Genomic DNA, 23,315 nt, shown 5'->3' on the forward strand with positions numbered 1-23,315 from the left:
AAATGTCGCCGAAACCCATTGAACAGCGATCAATTGCATGTAACGTGCGCTGATTCATTTTTTCTGCGATGCAGCATGCGGCGCGGATGCCCCGTCAGGACCCGGTTGGCAGGTCCACCCTACGCCCACGCAGGGAGACCGCAGCCCCTGTCGCACAGGGACCGCCGCCGCTGGGCGGGACAGGGAGGGGAGGTCACCGGGGCAGGCTGGCAGGCGCGCCGTGCAGCGTGGGTGATGGCATCTGCCCGTTCAGGAAACGAAGGCGTCGATGCGGCGACGCAGGTCAGTAGCGCCAGTCGAGCTTGCGATAGGCCTTGGCCATCACCCAGGCCGGGCCGATCAGCAGGTAGGTCAGATCGGTCAGGAAGCTGGGCTTGCGGCCCTCGAACTTATGGCCGATGAACTGCGCGATCCAGGCGACGACGAAGACGCCGATGGCCAGCCAGAACAGATTGTGCAGGCCGATTTCGGCTTCCAGCAGCCGGCACAGGCAGCCGAACACGAAGAACTGGATGAGCATGCCGATGCCCAGCGGACGCGACAGTTTGTTGTAGAAGCACCAGGCGCTGAACATCGCGAACGCCGACCAGATGCCGTACTGGAACCAGGTGATCAGCGGCGGTATGCACCACAGCAGGGCCACCACCGACCACAGGATCGCCGGCACCGCCACCACGTGGATGCGCTGGTTGATGACGTTGCGGTGGTCGTCGGAATAGCTGGCGAAGTAGCGGTCGATCGGCCGCGCAAGCTGGGTGGTGGTCTGCATGCTGCGTCGCTTCCTCGGACAACGTCGGACAACGGTAGTGCCGGCCGCTGGCCGGCAACCCAGCATAGCCGAGTTCGCGAGATTGCCGGCCAGCGGCCGGCACTACCGCATTCAGAACGCCCCCAGCCAGAGCGGCCGGGGGCGCAGGGGAATCAGTCGACGCTGATTCCGGCCAGGCGCTGCAGCGCCTCGGCGTACTTGGCGCGGGTGCGCTCGATGATCTCGGCCGGGATGGTCGGGCCCGGGGCGGTCTTGCCCCAGTCCAGCGTCTCCAGGTAGTCGCGCACGAACTGCTTGTCGTAGCTCGGCGGGCTGGTGCCCACTTCGTATTCGTCGGCAGGCCAGTAGCGCGAGGAATCCGGTGTCAGCATCTCGTCCATGATGTACAGGCGACCGTCGGCGTCGGTACCGAACTCGAACTTGGTGTCGGCCAGGATGATGCCGCGCTCGCGCGCGTAATCGGCCGCGAACTTGTAGATGCGCAGCGTGGCGTCGCGCACGCGCTCGGCCATCTCCGCACCGACCGTCTTCACCATCGCGTCGAAGTCGATGTTCTCGTCATGGTCGCCCACGGCGGCCTTGGTCGAGGGGGTGAAGATCGGCTCGGGCAACTGCTCGGCCTGGCGCAGGCCGTCGGGCAGGTCGATGCCGCTGACCTTGCCGGTGCGCTGGTAGTCCTTCCAGCCGCTGCCGATCAGGTAGCCGCGGGCGATCGCTTCTACTGGTACCGGCTTCAGCTTGCGGGTGACCACGGAGCGCTTGGCGTACAGGGCTGCGTCCACGCCTTCGGGCAACACGCTGGCCACGTCGATGCCGGTCAGGTGGTTGGGCATCAGGTGCGCGGTCTTGGCGAACCAGAAGTTGGACACCTGGCAGAGCATCTCGCCCTTGCCCGGGATCGGGTCGGGCAGGACCACGTCGAACGCCGACAGGCGATCGGTGGCGACCATCAAAAGGTAGTCCCCCGGCGGGGTACCGGCCGGCAGTCGCTCGCGCGGGATATCGAACACATCACGCACCTTGCCGCGGTGGCGCAAGGGCAGGCCGGGGAGATCGGATTGCAACAGCGTGGTTGGCACGGGCACTCCTGGGGCTTCGTCGAGACGGCTGCCCAGGGGACCCGGCGGGCCCGCAACTGACCAGCGGGCGGCCTAGTGTAAAGCGGTCCGGGCCCGCTGTGACGTAAAATGAGCGTCCATTTCGTCGGCCGACCCCGGAGCGCCATGCGCTGGTACGGAAAACTGCTCGGATTCATCGCCGGGGCCCTGCTGTTCCGGCCCAATCCGCTGTTCGGCGCGGTGGTCGGCCTGTTGATCGGCCACGCCTTCGACTCGGACTGGTTCCGCCTGAACAAGGAGAACCCGTACCGGGAGCTGGGGCTGACTTCCGAGGCCACCGATGCCGAGGTCGAGCGTGCCTACCGCAAGCTTATCTCCCAGTACCACCCCGACAAGCTGGGCGGCGCCGCCCCCGAGCTGCAGCAGCAGGCCGAACACAAGTCGCGGCGCATCAACGCCGCCTACGACCGCATCAAGACCCTGCGCAAGCGCTGACCCCACAGTCCCGCCTGCGGGCGGGAGACCCCTTTCCCCGTTCCGAAGGCCCCGGCCATGTCCAACTGCCTCATCGCTCCTTCCATCCTCTCGGCCAACTTCGCCCGCCTGGGCGAGGAAGTCGACAACGTCCTGGCCGCTGGCGCCGACTGGGTCCATTTCGATGTGATGGACAACCACTACGTGCCGAACCTGACCATTGGCCCGATGGTCTGCCAGGCACTGCGCAAGCACGGCGTCACCGCACCGATCGACGTGCACCTGATGGTCGAGCCGGTGGACCGCATCATCCCGGATTTCGCCGAGGCCGGTGCCACCTACATCAGCTTCCACCCGGAGGCCAGCCGCCACGTGCACCGCACCATCCAGCTGATCCGCTCGCTGGGCTGCAAGCCGGGCATCGTGCTCAACCCGGCCACCCCGGTGGACATCCTCGACTGGGTGCTGGACGACCTCGACCTGGTGCTGTTGATGTCGGTCAACCCGGGCTTCGGCGGCCAGGCCTTCATTCCTTCGGCCTTGGACAAGCTGCGCGTGGTGCGCCAGAAGATCGATGCCAGCGGCCGTGACATCCGCCTGGAGATCGATGGTGGCGTGAAGGCCGACAACATCGGTGAGATCGCCGCTGCCGGTGCCGACACCTTTGTCGCCGGCTCGGCCATCTTCAACGCCAAGACCAGCTACCAGGACGTGATCGCGCAGATGCGCGCCAACGTCGCTGCGGCACGGGGCTGAGCCATGAGCACGGTGGCCGTGTTGAGCATCCGCCCGGCCACCGTCGCCGATGCCGGCCTGATCCTGCGCTTCATCCGCGAACTGGCGATCTACGAGAAGGCCGAGCATTCGGTGCAGACCGATGAGATCGGCATCGCCGAAAGCCTGTTCGGTCCCGACGCCACCGCCCGCGCGCTGGTCTGTGAGGCGAACGGCGACGCCATCGGCTACGCGGTGTATTTCTACAACTATTCCACCTGGCTGGGCCGCAAGGGCATCTACCTGGAAGACCTGTACGTAAGTCCGGAAAAGCGTGGTTCTGGTGCGGGCAAAGCGCTGCTGAAGTACATCGCCCGCCAGGCGGTGGCTGAAGGTTGCGGCCGCTTCGAGTGGTCGGTGCTGGACTGGAACACGCCGGCCATCGAGTTCTACACCGCCGCCGGTGCGAAGCCGCAGGACGAATGGACGGTGTACCGGCTGGAAGGCGCGGCGCTGCACGATTTCGCCAACGGTTGAGGCGGAATGCATCCACGCATGACAGGCAAAAAAAAGCCACGCCAAACACTGGCGTGGCCTTGCTGCATGCGTGGGAGGCTGATCCTGCCTCCATCCGTCGTCCCTGCTATGGCCTTCCATTCTCCGGGCTGCCGATGACACCTGCATGACATCGCGCACTGGCGGCGCCAACCACCTGACCTGAACGGTTGCCAGCGTCTTTCACTGGTCCCGAACGCGCGATTGCTAGCCTGTGCCGCCTTTCCCTGGAAGTACCGCATGAGCACACCGCGTTGGCGCCTGATCCTCAACGGCAAGTCCGCAGGCAACGATGACCTGCGCGATGCCGTGGGCCACTGGCGCGACCGTGGCGTACACCTGGAAGTGCGGGTGACCTGGGAAGACGGTGACGCCGAGCGCTACGTTGCCGAGGCCATCGACCACGGCGTAGACGTGATCGTGGCGGCCGGTGGCGACGGCACGCTAAGCGCGGTGGCCGAGACCCTGGCCCATAGGGACGAGCCGGCCGAGGCACTGCCTTCGCTGGCGCTGGTGCCGATGGGTACTGCCAATGATTTCGCGACCGCTGCCGGTATTCCGGTGCAGCCGCAGGACGCCTTCGAGCTGATTGCCAGCAGCACGCCGCGAGAGATGGACCTTCTGCGCGTTGATGCCGATGGCAAACCATGGTGGTGCGCCAACCTCGCCAGCGGCGGCTTCGGTACCCAGGTCACGGTGGAAACCGATGCCGGCTTGAAGAAGATGCTCGGCGGCCTGGCCTATGTCATCACTGGTATCGCCAAGCTTGGCCGCATCGAACCGATCACCGCGCGCCTGAGCGGGCCGGACTTCCAGTGGGAAGGCGGGTTCATCGCACTGGGCATCGGCAACGGCCGTCAGGCCGGTGGCGGTCAGCAGCTCTGCCCGCAGGCGCTGATCGATGACGGCCTGCTGGACGTCACCGTGGTGCCGGAACTGGACGGTGAAGTCGCAGCCACCCTTGGACAGATGCTGACCGGTGGCAAGGAAGCGGCGCTGGAACGCGTCGCCACGCGGGCGCAGTTGCCGTGGCTGCAGATCGAAGCCACGAAGCCGCTGACGTTGAACCTGGACGGCGAACCGGTGCAGGCACGCAGCTTCCGCATCGAATGCGTGGCGGGCAGGGTGCGGATGCACCTGCCGGAGGATTGCGTGCTGCTTTCCGGCCGCTGATACAGGAACTACAGCAGCGGGATGTCTTCTTCCCTGCTCGGGAATTTGAAGGCCTCGCGCTTCCTGCGGATGTGTTCGGGCATCGGTGGGCGGGGAATGTTGCGTTCGATCAGCCACTGCTGGCATTTCTTCTGCCACGGCAGGTTGTCTGGCGTGGTGACTTCCCAGTAGATGTCCTCGACCATCTTCTGCCGGCCAGGCTGGCTTGACCCTTCCGGCTTTGCAATCGCGGGATCAGCACCATGTTCCAGCAGCCAGTATGCGTAGTCAAAGCCGCCTCGCGTGGTGTACCAGCTCAGTACCGTGTCATCGCCCAGGCTTTTCAGATTGGACTCATTGATGTCCGCGCCGTTCTCCACCAGAACCTGCACGTTTTTCCACTGATTGCCGCTCAGGAACGCCTGCAGCAGCAATGTCTCGTTGTTGACGTTGCGCGTATTGGGGTTTCCCCCATGTCTCAGCAGGAGTTCGAGGAAGCGGGGGTCGTCCATCTTGGCCGCATAGACCATCGCGTTGTCGAACTTGATCAGTTCGCCATTCATCTGCTTTGACTCGCGCGCATTGGGGTCTGCGCCGGCCTCCAGCAATGCCCTGAGTCCTTCAATGTTGCGGGCTCGCAGGGGCCACGCGATCAACGGAATACCATCCCGATTCGAGAATGTTTTATCCGGATCTATTTTTTCGTCCTTGATAAGACGCTGGATGGTTTCGACGTCGCCATTCTCGGCGGCAATGGCCAATCGTAATGCCCCGCCTTCAAAGTAGTCATTGGCCCTGTGTGCAGAGGAGGCAGAGCAGCCCGTAGCCAAGAACAGTGCGGTCCAAGCCACGCAGATGAGGAGCCTTGTCGTCATGGCGTGAAGAATGGCGGGCATGATCTTCCTGTTGAACCGATGATGACGTGACATTAGCAAAATGTTCTGATAATCCATAAGTGTCGCGGATCGAGATGCGCGGCTTTCACTGTGCAATGGAGTTTGCCATGAGTGGTCCAGATGCTGAGGCGCGTGCCCGCGCCGTCCGGGAACAGAATCTTCTTGTTCAGCAACTGCGTGAAAGTGGGAATGACAAAGAGGCGGATCGTCTTCAAGAGACGTATCACGCTCGTGAAATGTCAGGATTGGCAGCCGATGTGTATCAATCCGCGAATGAAGAAGGGCAGGCGCCGGTTGGTTGGGCGCGTGCGAGCAGCGATCCAGCTGCACTTCGTGCTGCCGGGATCGACATTTCGAACGAAGATCTCAAGGAACTGTTGCAACCCCGGCACTCTGGGTTTCGCGCTGAAATCTATCTCCCTGACAGGCGCGTTCTAGGCGAGGATGCAACGCCTGTCATCGTCTACAAGGGCTCTACGGGTCAAATTGTCGACCCGTCTTCGCCCAGTGGACGGCGCGAATCCGGTGGTGAGGACTTTCTCAACAATGGCCAGCAGGGCATTGGAATGCGCAGCGATTACTACGATCGCGCCATGCGTCTCGCATCGATCGTCAATCAAGAGCGCCCGGGTGGTTTCGAAATTGCCGGCCACTCCCTCGGCGGTGGCATGGCCTCGGCCGCGTCGGCCGTCACCGGCGCACGCGCCACCACCTTCAATGCGGCAGGCCTGCATCCGGAAACGGCGGCACGTTTCGCGAAGGAAAATGGTCTGCCCACCTTCAACCCGCAACAAAGCGTGCACACCTACCAGACCACCGGCGAGGTGCTGAATGATGTGCAGAACGGCATGCAGCGCCTGAGCGAGCAGCAGCGTCGCGGCTATGGCGTGCTTGCCAATGAAATGGGCATGTTGCTGAAGGAGCCCGCCATGCAGAAGCTGGTGGGCGACAAGCTGCGCGAGATGATGCCACCGGGTGCGCAGACGTCCGCAGCGCAGTTCATCGAACAACTGGCGACACAGCCGGGGCAGGAAGCTCTGCGCAATATCCCGGTGGCCGCTGGCCGTGCCGAACTGCTGCTTGAGGCCAAGACACGCGACGCACAGGGCACTATCGTCAATCGTTCGCAGGTAGCGGCGCCAAGCCAGGTTGCAGAGTTGGCTGGACCGCTTTCCACGGTGCTGCACGCCACCGGCTACGGTATGCGCGGCGGACGTGTGATCGGTGAGCAGGTTGAACGCGCGGGGGCGACTGGCGCGCATGTACTGGACAGGGCCGGTGATGGCGCGGAGCAGATCCTGAGGACCCAGGGCATGGCCATTGGCCAGGTCGTGAACATGGGATCGACCACGCTCCAGGTGGGTACCCGGGCGACCACCACCGTGATCGCCTCCGGGCGCGAGTTGACCGGAAGCATCGAGGCGACCCTGCATCGGGCGCAATCGCAGGCCAGTTCCCATGGCATGTCCGCACTGTCGTGGGTGGCCGGTCGGATCGGTTTGGATGACGCGTCCGACAGGTTGGCCAAAGAGGCCGAAAGGACACGTACTACGGGCGAGCAACGCGCGGTACATGCGTCGCGACAAGCACATGCCGATGCCGAAGGGACGCGCGCCTTTGGCGAGCGGACGGCCACGGCCATCAACCACGACGGCCAGTGGGTGGCCGGCAAGCTGCAGAACGGGTTCGCCACCGCCGGCGCCCATGTGGACCACGGTTATGACCTGGTGGCATCGAAGGTGAAGGGCGTTACCGCCCAAGCGCCAGCCGCCATGGCGACCGTTGGGGGCATCAGTGTGGGAGTGGGTACCGCCGCTGCCACCCATGTACCCACCGGTGTCCTGCCATCGGATGCAGTGAAGCTGTCCAATCTCGCTCAGTCCGCGCGATTGATCCGAAGTATCGGCCCGGCCTTCGGTGAAGCAACCGCGCGCCATGGCATGGCCGAGACCGTCATCCCCAGCCTGGATTCAGAGCTGATCAAGCAGGAGGCCGCCGCCCGTAAGCTGGTCGAGCAGCACCAGCGCATCCAGCATCCGGAGGATGGCCGCCGCGCGAGCGTGGCGGCAGAACCCGCTGCGCGCGGGCCCGGCATCAACGACCCTGGCCACGCCGATTACCGGTTGTTCAATGGCGCACAGACCGGCGTGCACGCCCTGGATGCCGCCCACAACCGTGTGCCGAACCTGCAGAGCGACCAGCTCGCCGGTGCACTGGCCGTGCAGGCCAAGCGCGAGGGGCTGGAGTCCATTTCCCACGTGGTGCTCAGCAACGATCAGAGCCGCGCCTTCGCGGTGGATACGCCCGACCTGAACGCCGCGCACCGGCGCCATGCGCACGTCGATGTGGCGGCGGGGATGGCCCAGCCGCTGAGCGCGAGCACGGCGCAGATTGACGCGCTCAACGCCAGTCGCGAGCAGGCGCAGGGGGTGTCTCTGGCCCAGCAGCAGGTGCAGGAGACCCAGGAACAGGCACGGCGGATGGGCTAGGGCGGCGACAAACCGCCCGTCGCCAAAGGGTTTCCCTGCGGCCAAAGCTGCGATACAGTCATTGGGTGTCCAGCCTGACGACCCCGCATACCCTTTCTTCCGCACGCCGTTGGTGGCGATGGTGGCCTGTTGCCGTCGTCCGTCCCCATAACGCTGTGTCCCGGAAGGAAAGTCGTCTTGATCTCGCACGCTCAGTTTCAGCAGCAGGCCGCTGAAGGCCACACCCATATTCCCGTCGTCCGCGAAGTGCTGTCCGACCTGGACACGCCGCTTTCGGTCTATCTGAAGCTCGCCGACGGCCCCAATACCTACCTGTTTGAATCCGTCGAAGGCGGCGAGCGCTTTGGTCGTTACTCGATCATCGGCCTGCCGGCACGTCGTGTGTATGCCTTCCACGGCCACACCCTGACCGTGCGCGAGCACGGCCAGGTGCTGGAAACCCGTGAGGTGGCCGACCCGTTCGCCGAGGTCGAGGCGCTGCGCAGCGCCCACTCGGTGCCGAAGCTGGAAGGCCTGCCGGGCTTTACCGGTGGCCTGGTCGGCTGGTTCGGCTTCGAATGCATCGGCTACATCGAGCCGCGCCTTGCATCGCCGGCCGGCCGTGACGAACTCGGCACCCCGGACATCCTGCTGCTGCACTCCGATGAGCTGGCAGTGTTCGACAACCTGAAGGGCCGGCTGTACCTGATCGTGCACGCCGATCCGCGTGTCGAAGGCGCCTTCGAGCAGGCCCAGGCGCGCCTGGACGCGCTGGCGGCCACGCTGCGCGCGCCGGGTGCCGGCTATCCGGCACCGCTGACCAGCGATGTGCTGGACGAGTCCGATTTCGTTTCCGGTTTCACCCGCGAAGGCTTCGTCGACGCGGTTCAGCGCAGCAAGGAGTACATCCGTGCCGGCGACATCTTCCAGGTGGTGCTCAGCCAGCGCATGAGCGTGCCGTTCAAGGCGCGTCCGGTGGATGTGTACCGCGCGCTGCGTGCACTGAACCCCTCGCCGTACATGTATTTCCTGGATGTTGGCGACCTGCAGGTGGTTGGCTCCTCGCCGGAAATCCTGGTGCGTCTGCAGGACGGTGAAGTGACCGTGCGCCCGATCGCCGGTACCCGTCCGCGCGGCGCCACGCCGGAGCTGGACCAGGCGCTGGAAGCCGAGCTGCTGGCCGATCCGAAGGAACGCGCCGAGCACCTGATGCTGATCGACCTGGGCCGCAACGACGCCGGCCGCGTGTCCAAGGCCGGTACCGTGGAAGTGGGCGAGCAGTTCGTGATCGAACGCTACAGCCACGTCATGCACATCGTCAGCGAAGTGACCGGGCAGCTGCAGCCGGGCCTGAGCTACGCCGACGTGCTGCGCGCCACCTTCCCGGCCGGTACGGTCAGCGGTGCGCCGAAGATCCGCGCGCTGGAAGTGATCCGCGAACTGGAACCGATCAAGCGCAATGTCTACGCCGGCAGCATCGGCTACATCGGCTGGCACGGCGATGCCGATACCGCGATCGCGATCCGCACCGCCGTGATCAAGGACGGCCGCCTGTACGTGCAGGCCGGCGCCGGCATCGTCTACGACTCGGACCCGGACAAGGAGTGGGACGAGACGATGAACAAGGGCCGCGCGCTGTTCCGCGCCGTCGCCCAGGCCGCCAAGGGCCTGTAATCTTCCGTTGAAGTCTGCGGTTGTTCGCACGCAGGGCGATGGACGCCCTGCGCCTCATGGATACGATCTCTAAAAACAATGAAAAGCACAAACTCCCGATACATGCCGCATATCGATGGACTGCGATGCGTTGCGGTGCTGGCTGTCCTGCTGTTCCACTTCGGTGTGCCGGGTCTCGGCGGGGGCTATGTCGGCGTCGACATCTTCTTCGTCATCAGTGGCTATCTGATCACCTCCATCATTCGCAATGAACTGGTGGAAACCGGCAGGTTCAGCTTCGGAAGCTTCTATGTCCGTCGTATCCGTCGCATCCTTCCGGCACTACTGGTCACGCTGGTGGTCACCAGCCTGTTGGCGGTAGCCAGCCTGACGCCGGCCGATCTGGTGGCCTATGGCAGGTCATTAATTGCCTCCGCGCTATCGGTATCCAACCTGCTGTTCTGGTCTGAAAGCGGTTATTTCGACGCCGCCTCACAGACCAAGCCCCTGCTACACACTTGGTCGCTGAGTGTGGAGGAGCAGTTCTATCTGGTTTGGCCGGCCTTCCTGTTCTTCTGTTACCGCATTGGCGGACGGAAGGGAATCGCTTTGGGAATCCTGGTTTCCGGGGCGGCCAGCTTCATTGCCAATCATGCTGCAGTAACTGGTCAGTCCATCGGGTTTGCATCGGACCTGTTCTTCCTGCCCCATTTCCGCGTATTCGAATTCGCCATCGGTGCTGTTGGCTGCTTCATCGTGGCGCGCATGCCGGCCTCGCAGGCATTGCAGGAGGCCATGTTCGCTGCAGGCATCGCACTGGTCGCTTATTCGATCGTGACGCTTGTCGAGGGCGACGTGTTTCCCTACGTCAATGCCATTGCACCGTGCATTGGAACGCTGTTGCTCATCGCGTCCAGCCGCTCGCGGGCAACACACTGGGTTTTGGCCAATCCCGTTGCAGTATGGCTGGGCAAGATCAGTTACTCCTTGTACCTGACCCATTGGCCAGTAGTGGTATTCGTCGTGCAGTTCATGCCGCATGCATCGTGGGCAGTACAGTTCGCCACGATGGTCGTGCTTTCGCTGCTGACCGCGATCGCCCTGCATCAACTGGTGGAAGTGCGCTTCCGCTATGTCGATCCGACCGCGCGCAAGAGGAAGGTAGTGGGCCGGACCTTGGCGGTTTCAGCCCTGTGCTGTGCGCTCGGCATTGGGGTCCTGTCATCCAACGGTATGGTCTGGCGCTACCAGTACTTCACCCCGGGCATGATTGGCGGACAGGAAAATTTGCTGGTTGCCACTGCTCATGGCAACACCAAGCCCGGCGAGAAAGCGACGCCCGATGCATCCAAAGCCGGCCCGGTGTTCGTACCCATGGATGCTGCCGTGATCGATGCAGGCAAGGGGCGGCGATTCGAAGCGCTGGCCGCGGCATGCAATGTCCAGTCGCTGCAGGATCCCAGCCGCTGTGCAATGGAGCGGCCGGTGCAGGTCCTGTTGTTCGGGAACTCGCATGAACCCGATGCGTTCAATGCTTTCGACCAGATCTATGGGCGCGACAACAAGGTCAATCTGATCAACTTTGGTACCGTCAACGACTGCGTACTCGTGCTTGGTAAGGGAAAGATCGCGTCATCGACTCCTGAGCTTGCCTGCGACAAGCGTTTTGCGGTACTCGACGATAACCGTCTGATCAGCAAACTCGACGTGATCGTCTACAACACGCATCAGGGATTTGATCCCGTCGCCCGCGACCTGTGGAGCGTCCTGGAGATTCTCAAGAAGCGCAATCCGCATGTGAAGATCATCGCGATCGGTTCGTACCTGCAGACAACCTCCGACTGTGCATCGCTCTACAACCGATATGGAAGCTTTGACGCCTGCAAGCGGAAGGACCAGGTGAACTACTTCAATCCCGACGAGCGCGCGCTCTCGACCATTCCGCAGGTGAAGTCGCTCGACTACACCTACATCAGCAAGTACGAGCTGCTGTGCGGGGGGCGTGACTTGGAGCGCTGTGTGGTGGAAGCGAACGGCGAACCGGCTTTCTACGACCAGCACCATCTGTCGCTGGGATTTGCGCACTTTCTCGGCGCGCGCCTCGCCCAGGATCACGCCGCAGACCTGGTCGCTGCGGGTCTGCCTGAACCGGCATCTCCGCAGTGAGTTTCCTGACAACTTTTGACGCCGGGGAGGAGTACCGCATGAAGCTGCTGAGCGCATTGCTGTGGTCGTCGCTGCTGGCCACGATGGCCCCGTCTGCCTGGGCGCAGGCCAACACCATTCCCTCGCAGCCGCACCTGCTGGTGAAGGGCGAGGCGCGCCGTCTGGTGATGCCTGACCGGTTCGGCCTGCAATTGAACATCGAAGAGACCGATATGGATGCCGATGCCGCGCGTCGCCGCGTGCAGGACAACGTCGCCCGCGTGCTGGCGCTGTTCAAGCAGCACAAAGCGGTGGACGGCAGCGTGCGCGCGGATAACCTGCGCATCGGCCCAGCGACGCGCTATGAGCAAAGCCGGCAGGTCTTCATCGGTACGCGCGTGTCACGCCAGCTGCGCGCCAGCTTTGCCAGCGTGAAGGCGATGCAGGATGTGCTGGGTGCGCTGAAGGCCAATGAAAACGTACAGGTCAGCAGCCTGGCCCCGACGTACTCGGGAGAGGTGGCGCTGCGCCGTGAACTCAAGGGCGAGGCCGCGGCCAAGACCCGCGAGTCCGCGCAGGGGCTGGCCAAGGCCTATGGAACAAAGGTGCGTGGCCTGTACAGCATCTCCGATGTGGCGCCGGACTTCGCATATGGCATCCAGGCCGGGCAATGGCCGCAGCCGGGCGAGGATGGTGAGTATCTCGACAGGATCTCGGTGACCGGCAGCTACGCACCGGCCTCGGCGCCTGCTCCCGCTGCACCCGAATCCATCGAAGCGGGCCCCATCACCTATACCGAAAACGTGTACGCCATTTTCCTGATAAGCGACGGAACCTGACCATGTTGTGGATGATCGACAACTACGACAGCTTCACCTACAACCTCGTGCAGTACCTGCAGACGCTGGGTGCCGAAGTGAAGGTGGTGCGCAACGATGCGATGAGCGTGGACGAGATCGCCGCGCAGAAGCCCGAACGCATCGTCATCTCACCCGGCCCGTGCACGCCCAACGAAGCGGGCGTGTCGCTGGAGCTGATCCGGCGCCTGGGCCCGACCACGCCGATCCTCGGCGTGTGCCTGGGCCACCAGGGCATCGGCCAGGTCTACGGCGGCACGGTCATCCGCGCCGGCAACATCATGCACGGCAAGACCTCGCCGATCCGGCATCAAGGCAAGGGCGTGTTCGCCGGCCTGCCGGATGGCTACCAGGCCACCCGCTACCACTCGCTGGTGGTGGACAAGAACAGCCTGCCCGATGCGCTGGAAGTGACCGCATGGACCGAAAACGAGGATGGCTCGATCGAAGAGATCATGGGCCTGCGCCACCGCCAGTTCCCGGTGGAGGGCGTGCAGTTCCATCCCGAATCGATCCTCACCGAGCATGGTCACGCGCTGCTGCGCAATTTCCTGCAGCGCCCGGCTGCCTGATCCAAGGAGTATTCCGATGAGCTTCTCCCCCCAGGAAGCCCTGCAACGCACCATCGAGCATCGCGAGATCTTCTTCGACGAAATGGTCGACCTGATGCGGCAGATCATGCGCGGTGACGTCTCGCCGATGATGACCGCCGCCATCCTCACCGGCCTGCGCGTGAAGAAGGAAACCATCGACGAGATCGCTGCCGCCGCAACGGTGATGCGCGAATTCGCGCTGGCCGTGCCGGTCGCCGATACCACCCACCTGGTCGACATTGTCGGCACCGGTGGCGATGGCTCGCATACCTTCAACATCTCCACCTGCGCGATGTTCGTTGCCGCTGCCGCCGGCGCGCGCGTGGCCAAGCACGGCAACCGCAGCGTGTCGTCCAAGTCCGGCAGTGCCGATGCGGTCGAAGCACTGGGCGCGGCGATCGAGCTGCAGCCGGCGCAGGTGGCCGCGGCCATCGAACAGACCGGCATCGGCTTCATGTTCGCGCCGATCCACCACCCGTCGATGAAGGTGGTGGCGCCGGTGCGTCGCGAGATGGGGGTGCGCACCATCTTCAACATCCTCGGTCCGCTGACCAACCCGGCCAACGCGCCGTCGGTGCTGATGGGCGTGTTCCACCCCGATCTGGTGGGCATCCAGGCGCGCGTGCTGCGCGAGCTGGGCGCCGAGCGCGCGATGGTGGTGTGGGGCCGCGACAACATGGACGAGATCTCGCTGGGCGCGGGCACCCTGGTGGGTGAGCTGCGCGACGGCAAGGTGCGCGAGTACGAGATCCACCCGGAAGACTTCGGCATCGCCATGTCGGCCAGCCGCAACCTGCGCGTGGACGGCCCGGAACAGTCCATCGCCATGCTGCGTGCGGTGCTCGACAACGAGCCGGGCCCGGCACTGGACATCGTCGCCCTGAATGCGGGCGCGGCGTTGTACGTGGCCGGCGTGGCCAGCGATATCGGCGACGGCCTGGCCCGCGCCCGCGCGGTCATCGCCGATGGCAGCGCCCGTGCCCGCCTGCAGCAGTATGTCGATACCACCCGCGCACTGGTTGCCTGAGCGCGCGGTTCAGCCTGACCCACCCGATGGCCGATAATGGTCGTCCTCACCGCCCCAGCACCGACCCGACGACGATGAGCGATATCCTGCAGACGATCCTGGCCCGCAAGGCCGAAGAAGTAGCCCAGCGCCGCGCACAGCGACCGCTTGAGGAGCTGCAGGCGGCGCTGGCCGATGCGCCCCCGGTGCGCGGCTTCGTGCGAGCGCTGCAGGCTGCCGTCGCCAATGGCGATCCAGCGGTGATTGCCGAAGTAAAGAAGGCCAGCCCGTCCAAGGGCGTGATCCGCCCCGACTTCCGCCCGGCCGACATCGCGGTCAGCTATGAGTTCGGCGGCGCCAGCTGCCTGTCGGTGCTGACCGACGTCGACTTCTTCCAGGGGGCCGATGCCTACCTGCAGCAGGCGCGCGAAGCCTGCACGCTGCCGGTGCTGCGCAAGGACTTCGTGATCGACGCCTACCAGGTGGTCGAGGCGCGCGTGCTCGGCGCCGACTGCATCCTGCTGATCGTTGCCGCGCTGGACGATACGCAGCTGGCCACGCTGTCCGAACTGGCGATGTCGCTGGGCATGGACGTGCTGGTGGAAGTGCACGACATCGATGAGCTGGAGCGTGCACTGCAGGTGCCGGCGCCGATGATCGGCATCAACAACCGCAACCTGCGCACCTTCGAGGTGTCGCTGCAGACCACCCTGGACATGCGCCTGGCCGTGCCGCGCGACCGCCTGCTGGTCACCGAGAGCGGCATTCTCGGCCCGCAGGATGTGGCGCTGATGCGCGATGCCGGCATCCACTCGTTCCTGGTCGGCGAGGCCTTCATGCGCGTGGAAGAGCCGGGCGAGGGTCTGCGTCAGCTATTCTTCGCAGCATGAAAACGTACTATCCAACGCCGCGCGAGGATGCGCCGCTGGTGGTCTTCGACTTCGACCACACCCTGTATGACGGCGATTCGGGTACCCACCTGTTCGCCTCGCTGATCAAGCGCAACCCGCTGCGGATGCTGGCGGCGCTGCTGGTCACCCCGATTGCCGGACCGCTGGTGGCGATGCTGCCGACCCGCCGTGCCGGTATCTCGGTCTACGTCTGGATCGGCAGCTTCGGCCTGCACCGCGCCCGCGAGTTCAACAAGGTGATCGACGCCTATGTGCTGCGCAACGAGGCGCAGATGCGCGCCAAGCTGCTGCCACAGGCACTGGACGTATTCGCCGCGCACCGTGCCAAGGGCGATCGCGTGGTGGTCGCCACCGGCGCACCGCCAGAGCTTGCCCGCGCGATCCTGGCCTTTGTCGCCCATCAGGACGTGCCGGTGATCGGCACCGAAGTGGGACCGCGTCTGGGCGGGGTAGGGCCGACCCGGCACTGCCACAACGAAGAGAAGATGCGCATGCTGCGCGAGCGCGGCTACGGCGATATCGATATCGCTTACTCCGACAGCACCGCCGACCTTCCGCTGCTGCTTGCGGCGAAAGCGCCGGTGGTGGTCAACCCGAAGCCGGCCAAGGTGGAATTCTTCCGCCGCGTGCTGCCGGCCGGCACCCGCATCCTCAACTGGGGTTGCGTGGACCGCGGTGGCGACAGGGCGTAATCGATCCCGCCTGCCCGCGCGGGATGACGGATCTGCCGGATAACGCCCTGGTAGTGCCGGCCGCTGGCCGGCAACCTTGCACGCGTTTCCGGAGGTCATGAAGTTGCCGGCCAGCGGCCGGCACTACCGGATCCCACCCGGCGAGCGGTCAGCGGTACAGGTACCCGAACAGCGAATGGCCTACCTGGAACAGGCTGATGCCCAGCACCAGTACGCCCACCGCGACCAGTACCCAGCGTTCCTTCACCCGCTTCACCAGCATCGCCGCCACGGGCGCGGCCATCATGCCGCCGATCAGCAGGCCGGCGACGATCTGCAGGTGCTGCACACCCATCGACAGCAGGAAGGTGGCCGAAATGGTCAAAGTGACCACGAACTCGGCCGCGTTGACGGTGCCGATCGTGGTTCGCGCCTGACCGCCGCCGGCGAGCAGGGTGGAGGTGGCCACCGGGCCCCAGCCGCCGCCGCCGCTGGCATCGAGCAGGCCGGCGAAGAAGCCCAGCACCGGCACCCGGCGGATCTCGCCCTTGGGCATCCAGCGTCCGGCCGCGCGGGCCAGGATGATGATGGCCAGCACCAGCAGGTACAGGTAGATCAGCGGGCGGATCAGGTCGCCTGGAACCTGTGTCAGGACGTACGCGCCGAGTGCGCCGCCCAGGGCGCCGGGCAGGGCGAGGCGGAAGAACAGGCGCTTGTCGACATTGCCGGCGACCAGATGCGACACACCGGAGGCCCCGGTGGTGAACACTTCAGCGGTATGCACGCTGGCGCTGACCTGTGCGGGAGGCAGCCCCATGCTGAGCAGCACTGATGAAGAAACCAGCCCGAATGCCATGCCCAGCGCACCATCGACCAGCTGTGCGCCGAGGCCGATAAGGATGAACCACCAGAATTCGCTGCTCAGCTCCATGGGTCGAGCCTAGCGGAAGCGGGTGTGCGGGAGATGCGATGGTAGGTCGCACGTACGGCGATCCGCCGGGCATGGCCCGGCGGACGCAGGTCGATCAACGGGTGCCGTACAGCACCACGGTCTTGCCGCGGGCATGCAGCAGGCCGTCGGTCTGCAGCTTCTTCAACACCCGGCCGGCCATTTCGCGCGAGCAACCGACCAGACGGGCCAGTTCCTGGCGTGAGACGCGCAGCTGGCTGCCCTGCGGGTGAGTCATCGACTCCGGCTCCTGCGCCAGATCGTGCAGGGTGCGCACGATACGGTCGGTGACATCCAGGAATGCCAGACGGCTGGCCTTGCGGCTGGTGTCCAGCAAGCGCTTTGAGATCTGCTGGCCCAGCGCGTACAGCAGGCGCGGGGCATCGGCCGACAGCGGTCCGAGGAACAGCTGATGCAGCCGCTCGTAGCTGATTTCGGCCAGCTCACAGGCCGTGCGGGTGCGCAGGATCACCTCGCGGCGGTCCGACTCCACGAACAGGCCCATCTCGCCGACGAACTCACCGGCGCCGAAATAGCCCAGTACCAGCTCACGGTCCTCTTCCTCCTCGGCCATGATCGAAACCGAGCCGCTGATGACGTAATACAGGGTGCCGGCCGGGTCACCGGGTCGGAAGACGTCGGTACGGGTGGGATAGCGCCGCCTGTGGCTGTGTGCCAGGAAGCGGTCGATTGTTGCGATGTCCAAGGCCAATGGGCTGCTAGCTAGGCGCACGGTTGACACGATAGGGGCGCTCCCTCTGCGCATGAACGGATTCACGGGGTCGATAGCGGAGCTTAACCAGCGCAATTGTTAAGGGCAAACAGTGTGCCAGAACCTGAGCGTCTTCACGTTCCCCCTGGAGACACTTATGCCGCATAATTCCCCCTTTCCCTTCTTACACAGGAATCGACCGCCGTGGTCAAGCCGTTGCCTCGCCTGAGGTTGCAGGGTTTCAACAACCTCACCAAGGCGCTGAGCTTCAACATCTATGACGTGTGTTACGCGCGCACCGAAGAGGAGCGTCAGCGTTACATTGAATACATCGATGAAGAGTACAACGCCGACAGGCTTACTCAAATCTTGACCGATGTCGCTGAGATCATCGGCGCCAACATCCTCAACGTGGCGCGCCAGGATTACGATCCGCAGGGTGCCTCGGTGACGATCCTGATCTCCGAAGAGCCGGTGATCGACAAGAAGCAGGCCGGCAAGGAGTTGATTTCCGATGCCGTGGTCGCGCACATGGACAAGTCGCACATCACCGTGCACACCTATCCGGAAACGCACCCGCAGGAAGGCATTGCCACCTTCCGCGCCGATATCGACGTGGCTACCTGCGGCGTCATTTCGCCGTTGAAGGCACTGAACTACCTGATCGAGAGCCTGGAATCGGACATCGTGATCATGGACTACCGTGTCCGTGGCTTCACGCGTGACGTGAAGGGCAAGAAGCACTACATCGATCACAAGATCAACTCGATCCAGAACTTCCTGGCCAAGAACATCAAGTCGCGTTACGAGATGTTCGACGTCAACGTCTACCAGGAAAACATCTTCCACACGAAGATGCACCTGAAGGACTTTGACCTGGACCAGTACCTGTTCGAGGAGAAGGCCAAGAACATCTCGTTCAAGGAACGCATGAAGATCGAAGCGCTGCTGCGTCGTGAGATCGAAGAGCTGTTCCACGGCCGCAACCTGGCTGAGTGACCCATGCGCGATGCCGTCAGGCATCGCCACCCAGGCGGGACGCCCCGCCCCGTGGAGCCTGCGCTTGGCGCAATCTTCAGTTCCACGGCGATGTACCGACCTACGGCCCGGTGTGAAAACACCGGGCCGTTTCGTTTTTCTCAAAAAAGGTAAGGAGCCCCCACCCATGCCCTGGATCTATCTGCTGCTGGCCGGTCTGTTCGAGATCGGATTCGCCCTTGGAATGAAGTACTCCGAAGGTTTCAGCAAACCCGTGCCGACCGCCCTGACGGTGGTGTCGGCCCTGATCAGCCTGTACCTGATGAGCCAGGCGATGAAGAACATTCCGGTCGGCACCGCCTATGCGATCTGGACCGGCATCGGCGCCATGGGCGTGACCGTGCTGGGCATCTACCTGTTCAACGACAGCGCCTCGCCGGCACGCCTGGCCTGTGTGGGCCTGATCGTGGCCGGTGTGATCGGCCTGAAGCTGGTGTCGCCCAACTAAGCCCGGGTAGTGCCGGCCGCTGGCCGGCAGCCTCATGACCCGCGGCGACCCATGCGTGGTTGCCGGCCAGCGGCCGGCACTACCCTTGGGTGGCCTTACAGCCGGTAGGCAATGGTCTTCATCACCTTTGAGGCCAGCGCCATCGCGCCGGGAATCGGGAACGGCAGGCGACGTGCGCCGGCCTGCTCCGCATGCTCGGCATGCCGGGCCTCGTCTTCCTTCATCACCCGGATGACCGCGCGGCTGCGCAGATCCCCGGCCGGCAGGTCGACCAGGTGTTCGTCCAGATGGGCCTCCACCTGGCGCTCGGTCTCGACCACGAAACCCAGGTTCCAGCCATCGCCGCGCAGCCCCGCCAGGGTGCCGATGGTGTAGCTGCCTGCGTACCAGAGCGGATTGAACAGGCTCGGACGGCTGTCCAACTCGCCCAGCCGGGTGGCGCACCAGGCCAGGTGGTCGGTCTCTTCCTGGGCCGCTTCCAGCAGATGTTCGCGGGTCGCCGGGTCGCGCGCCACCGCGGCCTGGCCGAAATACAGGCCCTGGGCGCAGACCTCGCCGACATGGTTGATCCGCATCAGCCCGGCCGCGTGGCGACGCTGCGCGCTGTCCATGCCGGGCTCGCCGGTGTCCACGGCCGGGTAGGGGCGGCTGGCCGGCGGGTTGCCGAACACCGTGTCCAGGGCGCGCTGCGCCTCGGTCAGCAGATGGTCCAGCGGGGTGGTCTGGCGAAGCACGGTCATGGCGGCACGGCGTGGAGCGGGGGAGGCCCGATTCTCGCCCGGCCTAGGCCCCCTGCCAACCCGGGGCTGGAGCCGGCTTGCACCCGCCAGCCAAGGTGCGTACAATGCCGCCCCTTACGCTCCACCTTTCACAACGCGTGGCAGAGTTCCGGCGAGTCCTTCGCCGCAATGAGCCCGACCTAACCAAGAGTTCTTCATGAGCACTTTCACTGCCAAGAACGAGACCGTCCAGCGCGACTGGTACCTCGTCGACGCCGAGGGCAAGACCCTGGGCCGTCTCTGCACCGAGCTGGCCCGCCGTCTGCGTGGCAAGCACAAGCCGGTCTACACCCCGCACGTTGATACCGGCGACTACCTGGTCGTCATCAATGCAGAAAAGATTGTCGTCACCGGCAAGAAGCTGCAGGACAAGATGTATCACCGTTTCACCGGTTACATCGGCAACCTGAAGACCGAATCCCTCGCCCAGGCGCTTGAGCGCCACCCGGAGCGCGTGATCGAGACCGCCGTCAAGGGCATGCTGCCGAAGGGCACGCTGGGTCGCCAGATGTACCGCAAGCTCAAGGTCTACGCCGGCACTGAGCATCCGCACGCCGCACAGCAGCCGCAGGTTCTGGATATCTAATCATGGCTATCACTCAAAACTACGGCACTGGCCGCCGCAAGTCCTCCACCGCTCGCGTGTTCCTGCGCAAGGGTTCGGGCAACATCACCGTCAATGGCCGTCCGCTGGACGAGTTCTTCGGCCGTGAGACCGCTCGCATGATCGTGCGCCAGCCGCTCGAGCTGACCAAGAACACCGAGAGCTTCGACATCCTGGTCACCGCCGCTGGCGGCGGCACCACCGGCCAGGCCGGTGCGATCCGTCTGGGCATCGCCCGTGCTCTGGTCGAGTACGACGAGACCCTGAAGTCCGAGCTGCGCAAGGCTGGCTTCATGACCCGCGACGCCCGCGAAGTCGAACGTAAGAAGGTCGGTCTGCACAAGGCCCGCCGCGCCACCCAGTTCTCCAAGCGCTGATTTACCGCGCCTGGCTGGGCTCCCTCGGGAGCCCGCTGGTTGGAAACGCAAAAGCCCGGCTTCGGCCGGGCTTTTGTCGTTCTGCAGTCATGCATTTCGAGGTTGCCGGCCAGCGGTCGGCACTCCTCGTGGTTCCGCAGACCCGACCCTGGAGTTCTGTCTGGAGGAGAGCCCCCTTGATGTTCAAGGGGGTGCGCCGACAGGCGCGGGGATAAGGTGGAATGCGTGACCAAATTAAACGCAAAAGGCCAGATCTTTCGATCTGGCCTTTTGCGTTTAATTTGGCTGCCCCTGATGGATTCGAACCACCGATGCCTGAGTCAGAGTCAGGTGCCTTACCGCTTGGCTAAGGGGCAATGTAACGTGTAACTATTTTCTCACTTTTCACATTGAAAAACAACTTCAACGTGGTGGCTATGGGTGGACTCGAACCACCGACCCCAGCATTATGAGTGCTGTGCTCTAACCGGCTGAGCTACATAGCCTTGGTGAGCCCGCTATTCTGCTGATGTGTACAAGGACTGTCAACACCTTTGTATCGTGCTTGTGGCCCGACAAACGGCATGGGATAGTCCCAACCAGTAGATTTTCTTAGGAGTCCGCATCGTGATCGATCCGGACGGCTATCGACCGAACGTCGGCATCGTGCTGATGCGGCAGGACGGGCAGGTGTTCTGGGCACGACGTGTGCGCCGGGATGGCTGGCAGTTCCCGCAAGGTGGCATGAACACCGACGAGACGCCTGTCGAGGCCATGTATCGTGAACTGCAGGAAGAGACCGGGCTGTTGCCGGAGCACGTTGAAGTGCTTGGGGCGACACCGGGCTGGCTGCGTTACAAGCTGCCGGCGCGTGCCATCCGCCGTAATGAACGCCAGGTCTGCATCGGCCAGAAGCAGGTCTGGTTCCTGCTGCGCCTGACCGGTGACGAGGCCCACGTCAGCCTGGACCATACCGACTCGCCCGAGTTCGATCATTGGCGCTGGGTCGACTTCTGGTACCCGGTGGAGCATGTGGTGGTGTTCAAGCGTGGCGTCTATGCGCGCGCCCTGCGACATCTGGCGCCGTTGGCCCAGGGGGTGGCGGGGCAGGGCATCAGTGCCATGCCCAAGAGCGCTGCCGAGGCCTGGATGCCAGGCCACGCCGCCGGCCACGACAGACCCAGGAAGCGCACACCCATGCGCGGCGGGTACTGGCCGCGGAAAGCCAAGGGTGAGCCGGGGGCCGTTTGACGGGCAGGCTGCGCAGAGAGCGGGTCGAACGGTCACAACGCACCTCTGCCGGCTATTTCCGGCAGGGGCTGGCTGTCCGTCTGGCAAGCCTTCCCTGGTTGTTGTTGAGCGTGGTGGTCCTCGGCGGCATCGCATGGATGCCGCTTGCGCTGGGGGCGTGCCTCGCCTTCGCGACCTGTGCGGGTGCACTGTTCCTGGCGGACCACCTGCTACGCCTGAGAGCGGCAGGTGGGGGTGTCCAGTGGCTGATCGTCTTCTTCAGTACACCGGTGCTGGCGCTTGGGCTGATGCGTCTGTAGCCCCCTCATGGCGGGCGGATCCGGCTGGACTCTGAACCGTATCGAGAATGGTTCAGGTCTCTGATTGACAACCATTCTCGTTTCCATTGGAATAGCGACCAGGCCGCTACTGGCCTGTTGCCTTGGTTCCCGCCCGTGTACGTCTGCATCTGCAACGGTGTTACCGACCACCAGATCCGCGAAGCCGCCAGCCATGGCGTCACGTCGGTGGCCGAGTTGACCATGCGTACCGGATGCGGCGCTACCTGTGGTTCCTGCCTGGACATGGCCGGCGACCTGCTGGCCAAGGCGCGTGCCACCCACGATCTGCCGTTGCCGGTACTGGGCCTGGCGCAGGTCGCCTGAGTCGTTTCGCGGCGCGTTGACGCTGCGCTCTCCTCATCTTCATTGCTGGCCGCACTGGCCAATGCGCACGATTCGCGTTCCTTCACGCGCGCGCGCAAGGCGTTACAGTGCCCGCGATTTCAGCGTGCAGGAGCATCCCCATGAAGGGCGACACCAAGGTCATCGAATTCCTCAACAAGGTCCTCTACAACGAGCTGACCGCGATCAACCAGTACTTCCTGCACGCCAAGATGCTGAAGAACTGGGGCATCAAGGAACTGGCCGAACACGAGTACAAGGAATCGATCGAGGAAATGAAGCATGCCGACATGCTCGCCGATCGCATCCTGTTCCTCGAAGGCCTGCCGAACTTCCAGGCGCTGGGCAAGCTGCGCATCGGTGAGAACCCGAGCGAAATCCTGCAGTGCGATCTGTCGCTGGAACGCGATGGCGTGGTCACGCTGCGCGAGGCCGTGGCCTACGCCGATTCGGTCGGCGACTACGTCAGCCGCCAGCTGTTCGTGAAGATCCTCGACTCCGAGGAAGAGCACATCGACTGGCTGGAAACCCAGCTGGAGCTGATCGAGCGCATCGGTGAGCCGAAGTACCTGCTGAGCAAGCTCGAAGAGTGAT

25 protein-coding genes and 2 tRNA genes are annotated in these 23,315 nt (G+C 64.1%); 19 read left to right on the forward strand and 8 right to left on the reverse strand.

Annotated elements, in window-relative coordinates:
- Positions 1-283 precede the first annotated feature (283 nt).
- Together ACQ5SA_RS14525 and ACQ5SA_RS14530 are read right to left on the reverse strand one after the other, a co-directional pair.
- On the reverse strand, positions 284-769 hold the full coding sequence (locus ACQ5SA_RS14525) for an Mpo1 family 2-hydroxy fatty acid dioxygenase (RefSeq protein ID WP_230112173.1): 486 nt from the start codon (positions 767-769) through the stop codon (positions 284-286).
- Positions 770-921: 152 nt separating this feature from the next.
- A complete protein-coding gene (locus tag ACQ5SA_RS14530; RefSeq protein ID WP_499314645.1) occupies positions 922-1,848 on the reverse strand; it encodes a phosphoribosylaminoimidazolesuccinocarboxamide synthase in 927 nt (308 codons plus the stop codon).
- A 144-nt stretch (positions 1,849-1,992) separates the two neighbouring features.
- Between ACQ5SA_RS14530 and ACQ5SA_RS14535 the strand changes: the two genes are divergently transcribed.
- The 4 genes from ACQ5SA_RS14535 to yegS all read left to right on the forward strand — a co-directional run bounded on the left by ACQ5SA_RS14535 (position 1,993) and on the right by yegS (position 4,743).
- A complete protein-coding gene (locus ACQ5SA_RS14535) occupies positions 1,993-2,322 on the forward strand; it encodes a J domain-containing protein (RefSeq protein WP_230112175.1) in 330 nt (109 codons plus the stop codon).
- Positions 2,323-2,379: 57 nt separating this feature from the next.
- A complete protein-coding gene (rpe, locus tag ACQ5SA_RS14540; RefSeq protein ID WP_046983681.1) occupies positions 2,380-3,057 on the forward strand; it encodes a ribulose-phosphate 3-epimerase in 678 nt (225 codons plus the stop codon).
- 12 nt (positions 3,058-3,069) lie between these two features.
- Positions 3,070-3,552: a GNAT family N-acetyltransferase gene (locus tag ACQ5SA_RS14545; RefSeq protein ID WP_499314915.1), complete on the forward strand. Its 483-nt coding sequence runs from the start codon at positions 3,070-3,072 to the stop codon at positions 3,550-3,552.
- Positions 3,553-3,810: 258 nt separating this feature from the next.
- The gene (yegS, locus tag ACQ5SA_RS14550; RefSeq protein WP_499314646.1) at positions 3,811-4,743 is read left to right on the forward strand and encodes a lipid kinase YegS; all 933 of its coding nucleotides are present in this window, start codon (positions 3,811-3,813) and stop codon (positions 4,741-4,743) included.
- 8 nt (positions 4,744-4,751) lie between these two features.
- On the opposite strand, the gene ACQ5SA_RS14555 is transcribed toward yegS, so the two are convergent.
- The gene (locus ACQ5SA_RS14555; RefSeq protein ID WP_353098876.1) at positions 4,752-5,618 is read right to left on the reverse strand and encodes an ankyrin repeat domain-containing protein; all 867 of its coding nucleotides are present in this window, start codon (positions 5,616-5,618) and stop codon (positions 4,752-4,754) included.
- Positions 5,619-5,725: 107 nt separating this feature from the next.
- On the opposite strand from ACQ5SA_RS14555, the gene ACQ5SA_RS14560 reads away from it, so the two are divergent.
- The 8 genes from ACQ5SA_RS14560 to ACQ5SA_RS14595 all read left to right on the forward strand — a co-directional run bounded on the left by ACQ5SA_RS14560 (position 5,726) and on the right by ACQ5SA_RS14595 (position 15,943).
- Positions 5,726-8,107: a Tle-like phospholipase domain-containing protein gene (locus ACQ5SA_RS14560; RefSeq protein ID WP_499314648.1), complete on the forward strand. Its 2,382-nt coding sequence runs from the start codon at positions 5,726-5,728 to the stop codon at positions 8,105-8,107.
- Positions 8,108-8,284: 177 nt separating this feature from the next.
- Positions 8,285-9,760, forward strand: coding sequence for an anthranilate synthase component I (gene trpE, locus ACQ5SA_RS14565; protein WP_499314650.1), 1,476 nt, complete (start codon positions 8,285-8,287; stop codon positions 9,758-9,760).
- A gap of 102 nt (positions 9,761-9,862) precedes the next feature.
- Positions 9,863-11,905, forward strand: a complete 2,043-nt coding sequence (locus ACQ5SA_RS14570; protein ID WP_499314652.1) for an acyltransferase family protein — start codon at positions 9,863-9,865, stop codon at positions 11,903-11,905.
- Between the two features lie 38 nt (positions 11,906-11,943).
- On the forward strand, positions 11,944-12,723 hold the full coding sequence (locus ACQ5SA_RS14575; protein ID WP_478033308.1) for an SIMPL domain-containing protein: 780 nt from the start codon (positions 11,944-11,946) through the stop codon (positions 12,721-12,723).
- Positions 12,724-12,725: 2 nt separating this feature from the next.
- Positions 12,726-13,313, forward strand: coding sequence for an anthranilate synthase component II (locus ACQ5SA_RS14580; RefSeq protein ID WP_363733955.1), 588 nt, complete (start codon positions 12,726-12,728; stop codon positions 13,311-13,313).
- A gap of 16 nt (positions 13,314-13,329) precedes the next feature.
- Positions 13,330-14,361, forward strand: coding sequence for an anthranilate phosphoribosyltransferase (gene trpD, locus ACQ5SA_RS14585; protein ID WP_089237368.1), 1,032 nt, complete (start codon positions 13,330-13,332; stop codon positions 14,359-14,361).
- Positions 14,362-14,435: 74 nt separating this feature from the next.
- Positions 14,436-15,230: an indole-3-glycerol phosphate synthase TrpC gene (gene trpC / locus ACQ5SA_RS14590; protein ID WP_033832398.1), complete on the forward strand. Its 795-nt coding sequence runs from the start codon at positions 14,436-14,438 to the stop codon at positions 15,228-15,230.
- A complete protein-coding gene (locus ACQ5SA_RS14595; RefSeq protein ID WP_499314655.1) occupies positions 15,227-15,943 on the forward strand; it encodes a haloacid dehalogenase-like hydrolase in 717 nt (238 codons plus the stop codon). Before trpC ends, ACQ5SA_RS14595 begins: the two co-directional genes overlap by 4 nt.
- Positions 15,944-16,091: 148 nt before the next feature.
- On the opposite strand, the gene ACQ5SA_RS14600 is transcribed toward ACQ5SA_RS14595, so the two are convergent.
- Both ACQ5SA_RS14600 and crp read right to left on the reverse strand, forming a co-directional pair.
- Positions 16,092-16,853: a sulfite exporter TauE/SafE family protein gene (locus ACQ5SA_RS14600; RefSeq protein ID WP_353098882.1), complete on the reverse strand. Its 762-nt coding sequence runs from the start codon at positions 16,851-16,853 to the stop codon at positions 16,092-16,094.
- Between the two features lie 94 nt (positions 16,854-16,947).
- Positions 16,948-17,637, reverse strand: coding sequence for a cAMP-activated global transcriptional regulator CRP (gene crp, locus ACQ5SA_RS14605; protein ID WP_089238148.1), 690 nt, complete (start codon positions 17,635-17,637; stop codon positions 16,948-16,950).
- Between the two features lie 150 nt (positions 17,638-17,787).
- Between crp and speD the strand changes: the two genes are divergently transcribed.
- Positions 17,788-18,582: an adenosylmethionine decarboxylase gene (gene speD / locus ACQ5SA_RS14610; RefSeq protein ID WP_025874620.1), complete on the forward strand. Its 795-nt coding sequence runs from the start codon at positions 17,788-17,790 to the stop codon at positions 18,580-18,582.
- 166 nt (positions 18,583-18,748) lie between these two features.
- Positions 18,749-19,069, forward strand: a complete 321-nt coding sequence (locus tag ACQ5SA_RS14615) for a DMT family transporter (RefSeq protein ID WP_025874621.1) — start codon at positions 18,749-18,751, stop codon at positions 19,067-19,069.
- A gap of 95 nt (positions 19,070-19,164) precedes the next feature.
- On the opposite strand, the gene coq7 is transcribed toward ACQ5SA_RS14615, so the two are convergent.
- Complete coding sequence (coq7, locus tag ACQ5SA_RS14620) at positions 19,165-19,809, reverse strand: 2-polyprenyl-3-methyl-6-methoxy-1,4-benzoquinone monooxygenase (protein WP_353101984.1); 645 nt, start codon at positions 19,807-19,809, stop codon at positions 19,165-19,167.
- Positions 19,810-20,005: 196 nt separating this feature from the next.
- Here coq7 and rplM point away from each other — a divergent pair, with 196 nt between their 5' ends.
- Together rplM and rpsI are read left to right on the forward strand one after the other, a co-directional pair.
- Positions 20,006-20,434, forward strand: a complete 429-nt coding sequence (gene rplM / locus ACQ5SA_RS14625; protein ID WP_025874623.1) for a 50S ribosomal protein L13 — start codon at positions 20,006-20,008, stop codon at positions 20,432-20,434.
- Between the two features lie 2 nt (positions 20,435-20,436).
- On the forward strand, positions 20,437-20,829 hold the full coding sequence (rpsI, locus tag ACQ5SA_RS14630; protein ID WP_005411311.1) for a 30S ribosomal protein S9: 393 nt from the start codon (positions 20,437-20,439) through the stop codon (positions 20,827-20,829).
- A gap of 282 nt (positions 20,830-21,111) precedes the next feature.
- On the opposite strand, the gene ACQ5SA_RS14635 is transcribed toward rpsI, so the two are convergent.
- Positions 21,112-21,185 (reverse strand) — tRNA-Gln (locus ACQ5SA_RS14635).
- A gap of 52 nt (positions 21,186-21,237) precedes the next feature.
- Positions 21,238-21,314, reverse strand: a tRNA-Met gene (locus ACQ5SA_RS14640).
- Between the two features lie 121 nt (positions 21,315-21,435).
- On the opposite strand from ACQ5SA_RS14640, the gene ACQ5SA_RS14645 reads away from it, so the two are divergent.
- The 3 genes from ACQ5SA_RS14645 (at position 21,436) to bfr (ending at position 23,314) form a co-directional block, all read left to right on the forward strand.
- Entirely contained in the window at positions 21,436-22,059 is a 624-nt protein-coding gene (locus ACQ5SA_RS14645; protein WP_025874624.1) for an RNA pyrophosphohydrolase, read from the forward strand.
- Between the two features lie 434 nt (positions 22,060-22,493).
- Complete coding sequence (locus ACQ5SA_RS14650) at positions 22,494-22,703, forward strand: (2Fe-2S)-binding protein (RefSeq protein WP_089237360.1); 210 nt, start codon at positions 22,494-22,496, stop codon at positions 22,701-22,703.
- Positions 22,704-22,843: 140 nt separating this feature from the next.
- Positions 22,844-23,314 (forward strand): bacterioferritin, encoded by a 471-nt coding sequence (gene bfr / locus ACQ5SA_RS14655; RefSeq protein WP_230112195.1) that lies wholly within the window; start codon positions 22,844-22,846, stop codon positions 23,312-23,314.
- The last annotated feature ends 1 nt before the right edge of the window (position 23,315 follow it).

The organism is Stenotrophomonas indicatrix, assembly GCF_050573115.1.
Lineage (GTDB): Bacteria > Pseudomonadota > Gammaproteobacteria > Xanthomonadales > Xanthomonadaceae > Stenotrophomonas > Stenotrophomonas lactitubi_A.

Bases quoted from the DNA above. Each gene is read 5' to 3' on its own strand.
- ACQ5SA_RS14525 (WP_230112173.1), bottom strand. From the start codon at position 769: ATGCAGACCACCACCCAGCTTGCGCGGCCGATCGACCGCTACTTCGCC.
- ACQ5SA_RS14535 (WP_230112175.1), top strand. From the start codon at position 1,993: ATGCGCTGGTACGGAAAACTGCTCGGATTCATCGCCGGGGCCCTGCTG.
- rpe (WP_046983681.1), top strand. From the start codon at position 2,380: ATGTCCAACTGCCTCATCGCTCCTTCCATCCTCTCGGCCAACTTCGCC.
- yegS (WP_499314646.1), top strand. From the start codon at position 3,811: ATGAGCACACCGCGTTGGCGCCTGATCCTCAACGGCAAGTCCGCAGGC.
- ACQ5SA_RS14555 (WP_353098876.1), bottom strand. From the start codon at position 5,618: ATGCCCGCCATTCTTCACGCCATGACGACAAGGCTCCTCATCTGCGTG.
- ACQ5SA_RS14560 (WP_499314648.1), top strand. From the start codon at position 5,726: ATGAGTGGTCCAGATGCTGAGGCGCGTGCCCGCGCCGTCCGGGAACAG.
- ACQ5SA_RS14570 (WP_499314652.1), top strand. From the start codon at position 9,863: ATGCCGCATATCGATGGACTGCGATGCGTTGCGGTGCTGGCTGTCCTG.
- ACQ5SA_RS14575 (WP_478033308.1), top strand. From the start codon at position 11,944: ATGAAGCTGCTGAGCGCATTGCTGTGGTCGTCGCTGCTGGCCACGATG.
- ACQ5SA_RS14580 (WP_363733955.1), top strand. From the start codon at position 12,726: ATGTTGTGGATGATCGACAACTACGACAGCTTCACCTACAACCTCGTG.
- trpD (WP_089237368.1), top strand. From the start codon at position 13,330: ATGAGCTTCTCCCCCCAGGAAGCCCTGCAACGCACCATCGAGCATCGC.
- trpC (WP_033832398.1), top strand. From the start codon at position 14,436: ATGAGCGATATCCTGCAGACGATCCTGGCCCGCAAGGCCGAAGAAGTA.
- ACQ5SA_RS14595 (WP_499314655.1), top strand. From the start codon at position 15,227: ATGAAAACGTACTATCCAACGCCGCGCGAGGATGCGCCGCTGGTGGTC.
- ACQ5SA_RS14600 (WP_353098882.1), bottom strand. From the start codon at position 16,853: ATGGAGCTGAGCAGCGAATTCTGGTGGTTCATCCTTATCGGCCTCGGC.
- crp (WP_089238148.1), bottom strand. From the start codon at position 17,637: ATGCGCAGAGGGAGCGCCCCTATCGTGTCAACCGTGCGCCTAGCTAGC.
- ACQ5SA_RS14615 (WP_025874621.1), top strand. From the start codon at position 18,749: ATGCCCTGGATCTATCTGCTGCTGGCCGGTCTGTTCGAGATCGGATTC.
- coq7 (WP_353101984.1), bottom strand. From the start codon at position 19,809: ATGACCGTGCTTCGCCAGACCACCCCGCTGGACCATCTGCTGACCGAG.
- rplM (WP_025874623.1), top strand. From the start codon at position 20,006: ATGAGCACTTTCACTGCCAAGAACGAGACCGTCCAGCGCGACTGGTAC.
- rpsI (WP_005411311.1), top strand. From the start codon at position 20,437: ATGGCTATCACTCAAAACTACGGCACTGGCCGCCGCAAGTCCTCCACC.
- bfr (WP_230112195.1), top strand. From the start codon at position 22,844: ATGAAGGGCGACACCAAGGTCATCGAATTCCTCAACAAGGTCCTCTAC.